At 58.2% G+C, this 15,099-nt stretch carries 8 protein-coding genes and 1 pseudogene; 5 read left to right on the top strand and 4 right to left on the bottom strand.

Annotation, left to right across the window (positions count from 1 at the left end; genetic code table 11):
* Positions 1-98: 98 nt before the first annotated feature.
* The 4 genes and pseudogenes from NKI50_RS27950 to NKI50_RS27965 form a co-directional block, all read right to left on the bottom strand.
* The gene (locus tag NKI50_RS27950; RefSeq protein WP_023717150.1) at positions 99-1,352 is read right to left on the bottom strand and encodes an ABC transporter substrate-binding protein; all 1,254 of its coding nucleotides are present in this window, start codon (positions 1,350-1,352) and stop codon (positions 99-101) included.
* Between the two features lie 82 nt (positions 1,353-1,434).
* Positions 1,435-2,490 carry a LacI family DNA-binding transcriptional regulator gene (locus NKI50_RS27955; RefSeq protein ID WP_023717149.1) on the bottom strand — a complete coding sequence of 352 codons (1,056 nt, stop codon included), beginning with the start codon at positions 2,488-2,490 and terminating at the stop codon, positions 1,435-1,437.
* Between the two features lie 210 nt (positions 2,491-2,700).
* Positions 2,701-3,921 (bottom strand): annotated as a pseudogene (locus tag NKI50_RS27960) (DUF6600 domain-containing protein); the annotation flags it as partial.
* 12 nt (positions 3,922-3,933) lie between these two features.
* Positions 3,934-4,164 carry a hypothetical protein gene (locus NKI50_RS27965; protein ID WP_352639997.1) on the bottom strand — a complete coding sequence of 77 codons (231 nt, stop codon included), beginning with the start codon at positions 4,162-4,164 and terminating at the stop codon, positions 3,934-3,936.
* A gap of 616 nt (positions 4,165-4,780) precedes the next feature.
* Here NKI50_RS27965 and NKI50_RS27970 point away from each other — a divergent pair.
* The 5 genes from NKI50_RS27970 to NKI50_RS27990 all read left to right on the top strand — a co-directional run bounded on the left by NKI50_RS27970 (position 4,781) and on the right by NKI50_RS27990 (position 14,906).
* The gene (locus NKI50_RS27970) at positions 4,781-9,124 is read left to right on the top strand and encodes an esterase/lipase family protein (RefSeq protein WP_352718276.1); all 4,344 of its coding nucleotides are present in this window, start codon (positions 4,781-4,783) and stop codon (positions 9,122-9,124) included.
* The gene (locus tag NKI50_RS27975) at positions 9,114-11,678 is read left to right on the top strand and encodes a hypothetical protein (protein ID WP_352718278.1); all 2,565 of its coding nucleotides are present in this window, start codon (positions 9,114-9,116) and stop codon (positions 11,676-11,678) included. Before NKI50_RS27970 ends, NKI50_RS27975 begins: the two co-directional genes overlap by 11 nt.
* A 328-nt stretch (positions 11,679-12,006) precedes the next feature.
* On the top strand, positions 12,007-12,162 hold the full coding sequence (locus NKI50_RS27980) for a hypothetical protein (protein ID WP_245278513.1): 156 nt from the start codon (positions 12,007-12,009) through the stop codon (positions 12,160-12,162).
* Between the two features lie 266 nt (positions 12,163-12,428).
* The gene (locus tag NKI50_RS27985) at positions 12,429-14,159 is read left to right on the top strand and encodes an adenylate/guanylate cyclase domain-containing protein (protein ID WP_023717140.1); all 1,731 of its coding nucleotides are present in this window, start codon (positions 12,429-12,431) and stop codon (positions 14,157-14,159) included.
* Positions 14,160-14,369: 210 nt separating this feature from the next.
* Positions 14,370-14,906 carry a dihydrofolate reductase family protein gene (locus NKI50_RS27990; RefSeq protein WP_352481306.1) on the top strand — a complete coding sequence of 179 codons (537 nt, stop codon included), beginning with the start codon at positions 14,370-14,372 and terminating at the stop codon, positions 14,904-14,906.
* Positions 14,907-15,099 lie beyond the last annotated feature (193 nt).

A 15,099-nucleotide genomic window follows, 5' to 3' on the forward strand; every position in this document is an offset into this window, starting at 1 on the left:
AACAATCGGTCCTTCCAAGGTGAGTTACGGACGGTCTTCCGATGCAATGTCCGGCCACCCGCCCAGGGAGATAGGCGGGCGGCCGGAGCGCCGGCGCTTTACTTCTGCGGCGCCGAATCGATGATCGACTGCATGGTCTCCTGCGCGTTGGCGATGGCGCCGTCGACGTCTTCACCGAAGAAGACCTCGTTCATCATCTGGTTCCACGGACCGTTGGCCGAGTTGATCAGATCGTTGAACACCACCGAATAGGGCGTGCGGCCCTTGGCCATGGCTTCGGCGGCGACCTTGTAGCGCGGGTCGAGGTCTTTCAGCGCCTCATTGGCGATGTCGCCGCGCACCGGCAGGCTGCCGTATTTCGCCAGGATGGTCTGGCCTTCGAGCGAATAGGCGAAATCGAGGAACTCCTTCACCACCGCGACCTTGGTGGTGCCCTTGGTGACGACGAAATTATCGCCGCCGGCAAACGACGACCAGGCGCCATCCTTGCCGGGCAGGAAGGTGATGCCGTAGTCGATGTCGGGATATTGCGTGTTGAGCGCGCCGATGGCGAAGGCGCCGGACGGCGAGATGCCGATATTGCCGGTGGCGAAGGCGGCAAAGAAGTTGGAGCCGGTGTCGGTCTGCGCGCCTGAAGGCACCAGGTCCTTCTTGACCATCGAACGGTAGAGGTCGATGGCGCCGCGCATCTGCGGCGTGTCCAGCGTCGCCTTGGAGCCGTCCTCCGTCAGGATGTCGCCGCCCGAGGCCCAGATCAGCGGCGTGAAGGTGAAGATGTTGCAGCCGCCGCAATTGCCGGAGAAGTAGAAGCCCTTGATGTCGCCGCCGAGCGCGTTGACCTTTTCGGCGTCGGCTTCGATCTCGGCCCAGTTGGTCGGGCCCTTTTCCGGATCGAGGCCGGCCTGCTTGAACAGCTTCTTGTTCCAGATCAGCACCGAGGAATCGGCCGAGAACGGCAGCCCGTAGATGCGGCCCTTATAGGTGCCCGTCTTGACATGCGCCGGCGACAGGCTGGCGAAATAGGGCAGCGATTTCGCCCAGTCGGTGATGTCCTCCAGTTGGCCGGCGGCGGCGAAGGACGGCGTGTAGATCAGGTCGAGCGACAGCGCATCAGGCGCCGTGCCGCCGGCGGCGGCAGCGCCGTATTTCGGGATGATTTCGGCGTTGGGGATGATGTCCAGCTTGATCTGGTTCTGATGCCCCTTGTTGAAGGCATCGACGATGCGCGGCATGAAGTTCGAGCCGTCGGCGCGAACCCAGATGTTGGCGGTATCGGCGGCGGCCGAGCCGACCGTCGCAAGCGTGCCGAAAATGCTCGCGGCGATGGCGAGCCCGGTAATGGTGGTTCTCATGCTTCTCCTCCACATGGTTTAATTTAGCGTCTTAATTTAGCCGCGCCCCCAAGCGGGTGACTATCGACACGGCCCGTTTCGTTCAGCCGTCCGGCGGACGGCCGCATGACTGACGCACCACCAACCGGCACGGCAGTTTTCTAATGCCCGGCAGAGCGGGTTCGCCGCCGACGAGCGAAAGCAAGGCAAGGCCGGCCTCGCGGCCAAGTGCTGCGAGATTCATGTCGACCGAGGTCAGCGGCGGGCGGGTTGCCTCGGCGACGATCTGCCAATTGTCGAAACCGATGACGCCGACCTCGTCCGGCACGCCGATACCGCGCTCGCGCAAAGCGTCGATGACGCCGCGCGCGATCTGGTCGTTGCCGCAGAACACCGCATCGGGCTTTTCGCGCGTACCGTCGAAACCCTCGCCGTCGAACAGTCTTCTGACCGCCTCGTGGCCCCAGGCTTCCGACCATGGGCCGAGCAGCGGCTCCAAGACCGGCAGGCCGTTCTCGGCCAGCACCTCGCGATAGGCTTCGGCCCGGGCATGCACCACGGCAAAGCTCGCGGGACCGCTGACATGGGCGATGCGCCGTCGTCCGAGCCGGCAAAAATGCTCGACCGCCAGCCGCGCCCCGCCGGCATCGTCCGACACAAACGCGATGGCGTTGGGATCGGGCTCGGTGAAGGCGTAGATCGCCGGAATGCCGAGATTGGCGAGGTCGACCGGAAGATGGCGATCGATGCGCTTGCCGGTGGCGATGATGCCGTCGACGCGCTTGTCGAGCATGGCATCGACATGCAGCTGGGCAAGGCGTGGGTCGTCCTCGACATTGCACAGGAACACCGAGACGCCGGCATCGACCAGCGCATCGGAAACGCCGGCCATCAGCGGCAGCGAAAAGCGGCCATAGGTGTCGTTGGTCAACAGCCCGACGGTAAAAGAGCGCCGCCTGAGCAGGCTCTGCGCCAGGCTGTTCGGGCGAAAGCCAAGCCGCTGCGCCGTCTCACGAATCCGGCTCCGCGTCTCGGCCGTCATCCGCCCCTGCCCGTTCAGCGCTTTTGACGCCGTGGCAACGCTGACGCCGGCAATGGCCGCCACCTCACGAAGCGTGACGGGCTGCTTGGCGGGCGTTGGCTGGACGTCGGACGCCATGATTTGGAATCGATCCTCCCGGTTGAGAAAAGCTTTTCTCTTATGGTCCGGCGGCTTGCTGGTTGATGAGGTCAGCGGGCGCGAGGCGGATTGGGAAAAGGTTTTCTCAGGGGGAGATTAGGACGAAGGATGTCGGGATGGCAAGGGGAGAATGGTCGCTCAGCGAGCACCGCGATCGAATAATCGCGGTGCCGCAGTCTACCCGTACGGCTAGCAGCTCTCAGTCTGCGGATCGCACGCCTTGTTTTTCTGCTTCTGTGGCTTGGCCGCCTGTTCCGGCTCGGCTTGCTGCTGCTCGGCGGGCTGCTCCTTGGCCTTCTGCTTTTCAGGCTTGGCCGCCTGCTCGGGCTCGGCCTGCTGCTGCTCGGCGGCTGGCTGCTTCCTGGTCTTCGGTTTCTCAGGCTTGGCCGCCTGCTCGGGCTCGGCCTGCTGCTCGGCGGCGGGCTGCTTCTTGGTCTTCGGCTTCTCAGGCTTGGCCGCCTGCTCCGGCTCGGCCTGCTGCTGTTCCGCGGCGGGCTGCTTCTTGGTCTTCTGCTTCTCAGGCTTGGCCGTCTGTTCCGGCTCGGCCTGCTGCTGTTCCGCGGCGGGCTGCTTCTTGGTCTTCTGCTTCTCAGGCTTGGCCGTCTGTTCGGGCTCAGCCTGCTGCTGTTCCGTGGCGGGTTGCTCCTTGGCCTTCGACTTCTCAGGCTTGGCTGCCTGCTCGGGTTCGGCCTGCTGCTGCCCGGCGGCGGGCTGCTCCTCGGTCGTCGGCTTCTCAGGCTTGGCGGTCTTTTCCGGTTCGGCCTGTTCGGTCGTTGCTGCGCCTTCGGTCGGCTTCGATTTGCGGCCAGCCTGAACCTGCTTCACCTCCTCGATGTCTTTGAGCTTAGCCGGTTTGGCATCGGCATCGGCTTTCACCTCACCTTCAAAGACCGTGACCGTATCGTTTTCCAATTTGCCGGCCTGTTCGGGCGCGTCGGTCTTGCTGACCTTGACGGCAGTCACCTCCTGGTTCGTCTCCTTCTCGATCACATCGACATCGATGACTTTGTTGATCACCACATTGTTCTGGATCGTCACGTCGCCGGCCGGCTCGGCCGCCTCGACGATGCGCACAAACTCGGGCTCATCACGGATAACGACGGTGGAAATGTCCGCAGCAAGGAATTCGCGGGTGGGGACCACAACCCAGTAATAATCCGGCGTCGTGTCGAAGGTCACCTCGATTGAAATCAGATCCGGATCGCGGCGCGGCGGCAGCGGAGCCCAAATCATGTGCTCCCTGTCACGACGCCAACTGACCCATGCCGGCGCCCAACGGGTGCCCGGAACCCAGTACCAGCCGATATCGTCGGCATAGCCCCACCGGCCGTAATGGTACGTCGCCCAGCCGAATGGCTCGTCGGATACCCACAGCCAGCCATACTGCTCGGTATAGGCCCAGTGTCCAACGGTATAGGGACGTCAATCGTCAGGCACATCAACCGGCACGAAAACGGTCGCTCCGTGATACGAGACCCAATCACCATAGGAAGACAGGTCTTCGTAGAATGTGCTGATCGAAACGGTGGTGGCAGCCCTTGCCTCGGACACGAGCGACAATGGCGCAATCGGGTTGGGAATCTCGACGACCGTCAGCAGACAGGCGCCGCCGAGCATCAGTCGTACCGCATGGTGGGCAAGGACGCGTTTCATCGCAATCTTCCTCCGAAACAGATCGCCCTTCATCCTACAAACCCGCCGGCTGCCGGATTGTTCCACTTTGCTGACGTTGCCGATCCCCTCCCGCAACGGCTTGGCATCGCACGATGATATTTGGGATCAGAGTTGCTTCATGAGGGCGGTGACCGTCACAAATGCGCGCCGAAGGCGCGGCGATAAGTGGTTGGTCAGCAGGCCCGACGGTAAAGGAGCCGCCGCAACAGGCTCTGCGCCAGGTGGGGATGGCAAGAGGGGATGGAGGTGTTATTCGAGAGCACCAAGCTTTCATCTCAGAGGTTGCCCCCTGCGATCCCTTTGGGACCAGAAGCCGAATTTAGATGTCGAAAAACTCCTAGGCTCACAACAATCGAGTTCTCTCATAGTACCTAGTGCATTAACAGTTACCGTGATGGTAGGCCCACACTTGGCAAAGTCTGCCGAAGGGCTTGATCGGTGGGGGAAGACGCTGTCAGATATCAGATACCCAAATACGTCTATCGATCGCGTCACCACCCACGTGCCAACGTGGCTTGAGGCTGACACTGGAGATGTAGGTGTCTGGAGCATTGGTTATCCTGCGGCAGCAAGCAGGTGGCAACGCGGAGACGCCATGGCACTCATGGATCGAGCTTCCAATCTGCTGCCTCGCCTCGCCAACGAACGCAAGCTCCAGAGTGGCAACATAGTGCTGGTGGGCCACAGCCTAGGGGGCCTGGTCATCAAGGCGCTGCTACGAAAGGCAGAAGCCGAGATGCCTTTCAAGGCAAATGTCGCTTCGTTTGTCAGACGCGTTCGGCAGGTGGTGTTCATAGCGACGCCTCATCAAGGATCAGATCAAGCTACGCTGGCAAATGCCTTAAGGCTCCTCTCACGCCCTCGCGAAACGTTGGCCGGGCTTAGCCGCAACAATCCGGAGCTGCGAGGCTTGAACGAGTGGTATCGCGCATACAGCAGCAAGAACAATCTTGCCAATCTTGTCTTTCAGGAGCGTCAGCCATTTGGCTGGCTGCGCGTAATTGTTAAGCCTGACAGCGCCGATCCCGGTCTCGGTCCTTCCACGAGCATCGTTCCGCTGGACGAGGATCACGTTTCCATCATCAAACTACGCAGCCGTGAAGATGACTTGTACAAGGAACTCGCACACTTCATTCGCACCGGCCCGACCGGCCCCCACGCTGACACCCTCCTCGCCGACCGTCTGGCCAGCCTTGAATCGACGGTTTCCGCTTCGATTGTGCCGTCTCGGGTCGCTGGTGGCCTCTCGCTTCTCGACGAGCCGCTGAAGGATCGTCTCTGGCGACTTCGGCGCGGTCGGCACCTTGCCGAATTTAAACTCGAGGCAGAAACTCGCCGCCTTACAGAAGATCTCTTAAGCGGCGAGTTGAGCCAGGCATCGCCTGACGCCAAATGCGCTGCACTCGCCTGGTGCGCCCGCATTCTTTCAACCCTTGGTTCGGTCGAAGAGACCGAAGAACTCTTGAACAAATCGCGGCGCCTAGGAAATCGGCCTGAGGTAGTCATTGCAGAAGCTTTTTTATTACTCGCTAAGGGTAACCGAAGTGAGGCTTTGGCTCATATCAAAGATCTGAATTCACCGATGAGCCGCTCCGCATCCTTTGTTATCGCTACACGGGACCAGGATGCTGAAACCGCGCTTTCCCGGTTTGACGCCTCTGGCCTTTCCACAAATGAGTTGGACGCCGACGGGAAACTACTAGTTCTGCTTCGACTGCTTGAAACCGGGCGTTGGCAACCTGCTCTGCAATTAAGCGACTCGCTAGATGCCCATGACTTCGAAGCATCGCCCGCCTTGCTCCGCCCAGCAGCGATGACAAATGTTATTCATACCCTGCCCGAAGAGTCGAAAGCACCATTCCTCCACTACTCCCCCCTCTTTTCAAATAGCTATTTCATGGCTGGCGAGCCAGCGTCCCTCGAACGCCGCCGAGCGGCGCAGAATCTCTTAGAGCGGATGGCGACCGAGGCTGAACTCTTCGAGTGCCCTGCTATTCAGCTGGATGCCGGCGACACTGCCTTGTGGCTAGAACTCAACGATCCCGACCATCGAGATCAAGCCCGGGAGCGAGTGAAAGCAAAGCTCGCGTCCCCTGCGGACTCGCTCCACTATGTCGCGATCGCAGGACGGTTGGGAATTGAGCTCAATCGAGCAGCGGTTCAACGCCAGATCGAAAGAGAGAAAGCGCTATCAGGCCAAGACTCTTCTGATGCCATACTGGCAGGCCTAGCCCTCGCTCAACTGACGGAAGATCCAGAGCAGATTGCAGCCCATATTGATGCAAATCGCGACGACTTGATTAAAGTCATAGTACCGGCAGCGCTTGACCAACTTCACATAAAGGCTCTGGCCCACTCGGACCAGGTTGGCCGCGCCGAACGCATTTTGGAGACGCTGGTTGCCGATGGGATATCCGCTCAGCTGCGGGAGGAATTGCAAAGCATCATCGATGAAGGAAAAGGCGCGGATCGCATAACAAGCCGAGAAGAGCTGCTCCAATCGAACCCAACCCTAGAGAACCTTACTAGCTTGGTGGGGGCCTTGGAACAAAGCGGCAATTGGACTCGCCTCAAGCCCTATGCGCAGCAACTGTTTGAAAAAACAAAAGCAGCTGAAGCGGCCCAGGTTTACCTGCGCTCACTCGCTGAAACCTATGCCGACAAAGAACTCGTAGCTTTTGTTGAGAGCAACCAAGGTATTTTTGGTAATTCCATAAACGCCCTCTATGCTCTGGCGTGGGCGCATTTTCGGCTTGGCAACCTGCCAGCGGCCCAGACTAACCTGGCTACTCTTCGCTCTCTACGAGATGACCCCAATGACCGATTGCTGCTTATTCAGACTGCAATCATATCGGGCGAATGGGAAACTCTTCTGCCTTTCATTGAAGATGAGTGGAACAAGCGCGAACAACGATCGCCTGGTGAACTGCTACGAGCCGGGCAACTGGCTTCGCAACTCAAGTCGCCGCGCTCACGAGACCTTGTGAAAGCCGCCGCTCACAAGGCGGCATCCGATCCAGCAATTCTAATCGGCTGTTATAACGCAGCGGTAAAGGGCGATTGGGAAGACGATGCAGTTGTCGGCGAATGGTTGCAAACGGCGATAGAAAAGTCCGGCGATGACGGGCCGATCCGAAGGGTAAGTCTGGGAGATATACTCGACCAGCAACCTCAATGGGAGATCAAGCAAAGCAAGACCTGGGGATTGTATACGGCGGGGGATGTTCCGACGTTCGTCGTGGCAGAGGCTATGAATAGAACGACCGTCGACCTTACGCTCGTGCCTATGCTGGCCAATAGACAAGAGCCCGATTTGCGCCGGCGCTCGGTGCTTTTTGCGTTCAGTGGCAAACGCGGAAAGGCGAAGTGGGAGGCAAAGAGAATTGGTATCGAACCTAACGCGCTGCTCACTTTGAGCTTTGTTGACCTCTTGCCCAAAGCCCTGGACCAATTTGAGCACGTGGTGATCCCGCACAGCACTATGGCGTGGTTATTCAACGAAGTGCAGCACGTTGAATTTCATCAGCCAAGCCGTGTCACGCGTGCGAAGAAAATTCGAGAGCTGATCGAGAACGGTCAGCTCAAGCGCTTTGCTTCGGCTCTTAAAGTCAATTTCTCAGCCGCACAGGAGGTCGGGGAACATTTGGCAGCGTTGCTTACTGCAGCATCGGCTCAACAGGAAGGAAGCGAGCGTCAGCATTTAGTGATTCGTCCATATCCCGTTCACAAGGTTGGCTCATTGATGAAAGAAATCACTGATCTGCCTGCCTACTCCTCCATACTTTGCAACTGCGCATCGGTCGTATCGGCTCTGCGGCAAAGAGGCCGGATAACGGCTGCCGACGAGCGCCGCGCGCTGCAGCATCTGTCACTTCACGAAGGAACCTGGCCGACTACGATCGAAATCAAAGACAAGGCAGTTCTGTATCTGGATGAGCTAGCTGTGACGTACCTTGACCAAGTTGGAATGCTGGGTCATCTCAAGAATGCTGGGTTTGTGGCATTCGTGGATGCCAGCGAGGCGGATGAAATATCTGCGCTCCTCTCCCATCAATCGCTTGCTGCAGATGTGCTAGACGTGCTCGATCGGCTGCGACAGCAAATGGCGGCCGCGATCAAAACTGGCAAAGTCCAATTGGCTGAGAGCGTTGACGCGAGCGACGATCTGAAGAACCACCCTACTGCCAATGTCTTGCGCCTGACCTCCGAAGTTGACGCCGTTCTCATCGACGATCGGTTCGTAAATCAACACGCAAATCTCGATCACGACGGAAAGCGCGTGCCTATCGCTACCACGGTCGACCTGATCGATTTTCTTTGCGACAGCAAGGTGATCACTAACGATGAGCGAACAGAGCTTCGCACTCGCCTTCGCCAGGCCTCCTTGTGCTTGATACCCATCGCCGGTGATGAACTCCTTGATGCATTGAAGGCATCAGAATTTCGCGCAGGTCGTGTCATCGAGAATGCCGAACTTCGCGCCATGTCAGAGAGCATCCGACGCTTACAGATGAGCGACGTCTTGCAGGCCCCCAAAGAGCAGCAGTGGCTAAGCGGCACGTTCGAAGCGATCGCCCAATGCATGAGAAATGTCTGGCTCGAGGACATAGCAGAAGAGACCATCATCGCAAGAAGCAATTGGCTCGTGGAACTCTACGACATACGCCCGTGGATGCACCGGCTCCCCGATCCGCAAAACGCGGATTTGAACAAAAAACGATACCGTCTCCAACTGTTGGCATTGATCGGTGTCGTTCCAAATCGCCTTCCGACTGATCGACGCCGCCGCTACTGCGCGTGGCTAGACGATCAGATCCTTGCCGACGTCCAATCAAAGGATCAAGCCACATTTCAATGGCTCGTGGCCCACGCGAAGAGCGTGGTCGATGACCTCAAGAAAAAATTAGCGGCGATGGAGGGGGATGAACATGAATCCTGACATCGACATGCAAATATCTATCATCCTGGAGGCGTATAGGACGTTCCCGACATCAATCGCAGACGCCGTGTTCGGTACCCCGGAATTCGGAGAAGCTTTGTCTCACGTCAGGCGAACGACTGTCTCTCTCGGCAACCCAAGCATAACCTTCGACCGAAAGCGTCTCCACGATACCATTTCTGGGGCGTTAGATTCGAGTGAAGAGCAGACGATAGATGCGGAAGACGGTTCAAAATGGCAAATCGGCATGACAATCATTGGAGATCAAAAGCGAGTTTTTCTGTACCAGCAAGGTGGCAAGAAAAGCCTTCTCCCTGATTATTGGTATCTCTCGCCTGTAGATTCGGACCGACTTTCGGGTCTGGACGGAACATTGGGGCACATAGATGGCGACGAACATATCCAAAACTGGCGGGCTAAGATCTCGTCATCTCGCCTGAACGATGAAGACGTGTCGTTGTTCGAAAAAGAGTTGATGCTGCTTCCAGAAATTGTCTTCGAGAATATTCAAGCTGGTGTTTCAAGAGGCGAAACGCCGACCTCGACGCTAGCGCCAACGGAGTTTCGATATTATGAGCGCCTTGTTGGCAAGCGAACAACTGAAGCGGCAACTATAGACTACCTTCAGGGAGGCGCATCAGCCCATGCTGCGCAACAGTACAAGCAGAAAGGCCTAGAGGGCCTGAAAAACGCCCTTCTTCTTTCGTCTCATCCGAAAATGGCTGACGTCTTACACTCGCTACAGCCATCCAATGAAGATGTGCGGGCTCTGTTTAAGTGGCTCGCTGAAAGCGGTGATCGTTTCTCTCAGGTCGGCGGGTTTGAATGGGGTGTGCGGATGCTGGAACATCTGCCCGAGTTGGAAAGGCCCCTGATATCCATCGCCGAGCAGATAAAGGCTGATGATCCGCGATCTCCTAACGGAAGGCTGAAGCAGCTCGCAACGCTCGTCTCCTTTATAGATGGAGGCCTCGCTCACGCCGGAACATCGCGGGATGCTCCGCCATTCTGGAGAAGGATGGGTGTAATTGCGCAAGCATCACTCATCGAGCGCGCGTTCATCGCCTCGGGTCTTGAAACGAATGCCACTCGAGAATGGAAAGGTAGCGGTCGAGGTCAGTACTTCTACATTCAAACCTTGGTGGATTTACGGACGGAGCCTCGATGGCTTCCTGATTTTCTAGAGCCCGAGCAACTGAAGGCAGAGTTTTCCGGACGGTTGGTCGGTGCGGCCGCCGCGAATGCGAACAAAATCAAAAGCTCCAAACTCCGCGAACTCTTGATTGAGGAGAACGAGAGCGGCCTGAAAGCCGATGTAAGGTTCCCGTTTGCTTTCTTGCCCGGGCCTCTCGAAGGAGCGACTGAAGCGCAGACTGAGCCCCCGACTGATTTGGTGGAAACGGTAAGAAGCCAGTTAAAGAGTGCGTCGGACGATCCGCACGCCTTTACTGCGCTCGTAAACACGTCACTGGTGTTCAAAGTCGCTCCTGGGATGGCTTCCTTGGCTGCTGAAGCCATTCGACAAGCCAAATATCTTGTCAGAGCAAGCGACGATGATGATCAGGCGTTCGCTCTACTAGCCGGTTTGGCTGTGGTTGCAGGCGTCACTCGCAGTACCGAACTGGCTAACGAACTGCGCACTCTCGCGCGGGTAGTCCGCAGGCGATCCAAGGCAGCGATAACGCCGGCTGGATATTTTCGCATCGGTATGTTTGCGGCAGCAGCGTTCGCTGACATAGCAGCTTGGCGCAATTTCGTGGGTGACTGGATGACCGAGCTTTCTTTTTCGGACATGGTCGAACAGGAAGCGCGTGTATTGGCTGGCCATCTCGATACTCTTTTAGATATTGACGCCGACTTATGGGGTGTCTGTGGAAAAGCGCATACAGCGCTGCGCGCCGCACTTGAGGTTGCTCGGATGTCACCTGATGTCGAAGCTAAGGGCTCGCTTGGTATTCTGGCATATGGATCACTTATCAACGATCCAGGAGCGGAGATCAGCGCGGCTACAACTAAAAAACTATCCACGGACGTCGCGACACCATTCCCCGTCGAGTTTGCGCGGTCGAGTAGCTCACGAAAGAATGCCCCAACCCTAGTCCCTGTCGACAATGGAGAGTTTGTTAAAGCGATAATATTCGTTTTGGCGGATAAGGTTACGGTTTCAGAGGCGCGCGACATGCTCTGGCGGCGGGAAACACGCAATGCGACCGGTACTTATAGGCCGCCAGCCAATCCGACGAACAATTCCGTCCTCGTGAAAGAGCTCGATCTATTCCACGGGATCGGCCAGGTACTTTACACGTCCATCGCGGCCAATATCGAAACCTTGACCGCAGAGCATTTGGCCGATCTCGCGATTGAAAGCGCACAGGCCGTATCGAATGGCGGACTCGTAGCAGGTCGAGACGGCATCACTTACCTGCGCGACGCCCTTTCTGCCGGAATTAAGACGCGCCTGTCAGACGACTATCTTCGATCGGTTCTCAAAAAATCAGGGTGTTCGGATTTGGACACAGCGATTGAGAAACTCACTGCGTCATCCCAAAACTAAGCAATCTCTGTGACAACGTCCCTCACCCGCCCTCTACTCCTTCGCACCTTGCCTCGCCTCCGCTACGCTCCCCACTTCCCGCGTTATCTCGTCCTTGATCTCCGCCGGCTCACTCGCCCCGACTTCCATAAAATCGAGCATCGAGTATTTTCGAACGCCGAGCGGGTGTCGGACCGGCATCGGCGATGATCGACTGCAATTGGCGCCGGGCATCGGAGTGGGCGAAGGTCGACATGTCTGACATTGACCAAAAAAACAACAAAGCGCCGCGCTAGCTTTCACGGAGCGGCTCGCAGTTCGCCGCGCGGTCCAACAGAAAGGAGCCGCCATGAGAAAACTCATCGTCACCGAATTCATCAGCGTCGATGGCACCGCCGAGGTCGAGAAGCTGCCGGGCGTGGCCTGGAACGATGAGATGCAAAAAATTCAAGGACGACGAGCTTGCCGACAGCGGCGCCATGCTTTTAGGGCGCACGACCGATGAGAATTTGCCGGCTCGTGGCCCAAGGAAACCGGACACTTCGCCGACCGGTTCAACGCGCTGCTGAAATATATCGCCTCGACGAGCTTGACGCCGCGCGGATCCCTCCCGCGATTGACGCGATCGAGTTCGCAGCCCCCTGGCGGAAGGCGGGGGGTTCTGATCCGCCCTTTCTTGCTGCTGTGTAGAAGACGTCTTGATTCAGCCACAAGCCCAAATTGCTGGATTTGGCAGCCCAGGAAGGATAGGCTTGGTTTTTGGTTCAAGCGATGGAACAGAGACTAGCCGCAATTCTGGCTGCCGATATGGCGGGCTACAGCCGGCTAATGGAGGCCGACGAATCCGGCACGCTCGCACGCCTTCGGACCCATCGCATAGAACTGGTCGATCCCGCCATCGCGAAGAACAAGGGCCGGATCATCAAGACCACCGGAGACGGCATGCTCGTTGAGTTCCAGAGCGTGACCGATGCCGTGAAATGCGCCGTGGAAATCCAACAGCGCATGAAACGGCGCAATTCGGATGTGCCGCAAGAACGGCGTATCGAATTCAGGATCGGCATAAATCTCGGCGACATCATTTTCGACGATGAGGACATTTTCGGCGACGGCGTCAATATTGCCTCGCGCATCGAGCAACTCGCCGACGTCGGCGGTATCTGCGTGACCGCAGCGGTGGCGACCCAAATTGCCGACCGTCTCGAAATTGCCATGGAGGACCTGGGCGAGAAGACGTTAAAGAACATCAGCCGCCCGGTTCGCCTTTATCGCGTTGGGTTTGATAGTTCTGTCCTGCCGGAAGTCGAGGCGAAGCGATCCATCTCGAAACCTTCGATAGTGGTGCTGCCATTCACCAACATGAGCGGCGACCCCGAGCAGGAATTTTTCGCGGACGGACTGACCGAGGACATCATCACCGAACTGTCCCGCCACCATGAGTTGTTCGTCATCTCACGCAATTCCGCCTTCGTCTACAAGAACCGCGCCGTGAATGTGCGCGAGGTGGCCGAAAAACTCGACGTCCAATATTTGGTGGAGGGAAGCGTCCGCAAGATCGGCGACAGGGTGCGCGTGACGGTTCAGCTCATCGACACGGCGAATGACGCACATATTTGGGCAGACAAATATGACCGGAAGCTGGTCGACATATTCGCGATTCAGGATGAGGTGACCGCGGCGATCGCAGCCACGCTGCCCGGTCGTGTCGAGGCGGCTCAGCGGGACCAGCTCGCGCGCGCGAAACCTGCAAACATGGCCGCGTATGAATGTGTGCTTGCTGCCAAGGTGCTGCATCACCGAAGCACGATTGCGGATAATGAACGCGCGCAAACCTTGATAGAAAGGGCCGTCACCCTCGACCCCGATTATGCCCATGCCCATGCCTGGCGGGCCTGCATTCTTGGCCAGGCCTGGGTCCATAACTGGTGCGAAGACAGGGATGCCGTCTGGAACAACGTTATGGCAGCGCTGGACAGGGCGCTGGCGCTGGACAACAACGATGCCGATGTCCACCGCATCCTCGCGGCAGTGAACGTGAACAACAATGAGCTGACCACAGCGCGCTACCATCAAGAGCGGGCGCTGGCCCTCAATCCCAATTACGACCTCGTGGTGGTGCAGCAAGGCGAGTTATTGACATGGCTGGGGAGGCCGGAAGAGGGAATCGAATGGATCCGCAAGGCAATGCAGTTGAACCCGCACCACCCGGAGAGATTCTGGAGCCATCTGGGAAAGGCGCATTTCGCCGCGCGCCAGTATGGCGAGGCGATCGAAGCTTTCATGCATCTGTCAACCATGGACTCGGTTCAGCACGCTTTCGCCGCTGCCTGCTACGGCTGGCTCGGTGACGAAATCGCGGCTGCGGCGCATCTGGGCAAGATCAGAACGCTCGATCCCCAATTCGACCTCGATCCATTTATCGCCACCCTGCACTTTGCCCAGGAGTCTGACGTGCAGCACGTCCGCGAAGGACTGCTGAAAGCCGGTATTGCCAACTTGTAGGCAGCCCGTAACTACTAACCAGACCCGATAGGGGCCCGACGCGGACCTTGTGGCATGACCGAACGACGGGCAGGTCGGAGACGCTTTTCCCACGGTGTCGGTCTTTGGAAGCGAATGGGGAAAGCCCCTCCCCCTGACAACGCGCGGCGCTAGTTGACGGCGCAGTTCGCATAAGGCCCGCACGGCCGCCCCAACAGAAGGGAACCCGCCATGAGAAAACTCATCATCACCGAATTCATCAGCGTCGATGGCATTGCCGAGGTTGAAAAGCTGCCGAGCGTGGCCTGGAACGATGAAATGCAAAAATTCAAGGACGACGAGCTTGCCGACAGCGGCGCCATGCTTTTGGGGCGCACGACTTATCAGATCTTTGCCGGCTCGTGGCCCAAGGAGACCGGAGATTTCGCCGACCGGTTCAATGCGCTGCCGAAATATGTCGCGTCGACCAGTTTGACGGCGCTGGACTGGCAGCCGGCCGAGCTGCTGACTGGCGCGTTGCCGGACGCGGTCAGAGGGCTGAAGCAAGGCAGCGGCGGCAACATCTATGTGCATGGCAGCCTCAGCGTCGCGCAGGAACTGCTGCGCCACGGCCTTGTCGACCGCATCCGGCTGCTCAGCTACCCCGGTGCTGTCGGCCAGGGCAAGCTGCTGTTCCCGCCCGGCGCGCAATTGCCGCTCGAGCTGGTGTTTGCCAGGCAATTCAGCAACGGCGTGGTGGCGCTGGAGTATGCGGCGGGGAAGGCGTGATGAGCCAATCTCCCCCCTTGAGGGGGAGATGCCCGGCAGGGCAGAGGGGGGCGCGAAAGAACGCCGGCCTTCGTTTCAACGTGTGATGAGCTGGAACTTGCGCGGGTAGGGACTGTCGGGAATTCTGTGCGCGAGGCCATGATGATGGAAAGGAGAGAATCATCGCATGGCTATTGAGAAGGAACTTCTGGAC

Source organism: Mesorhizobium sp. M0563, assembly GCF_040321065.1.
Lineage (GTDB): Bacteria > Pseudomonadota > Alphaproteobacteria > Rhizobiales > Rhizobiaceae > Mesorhizobium.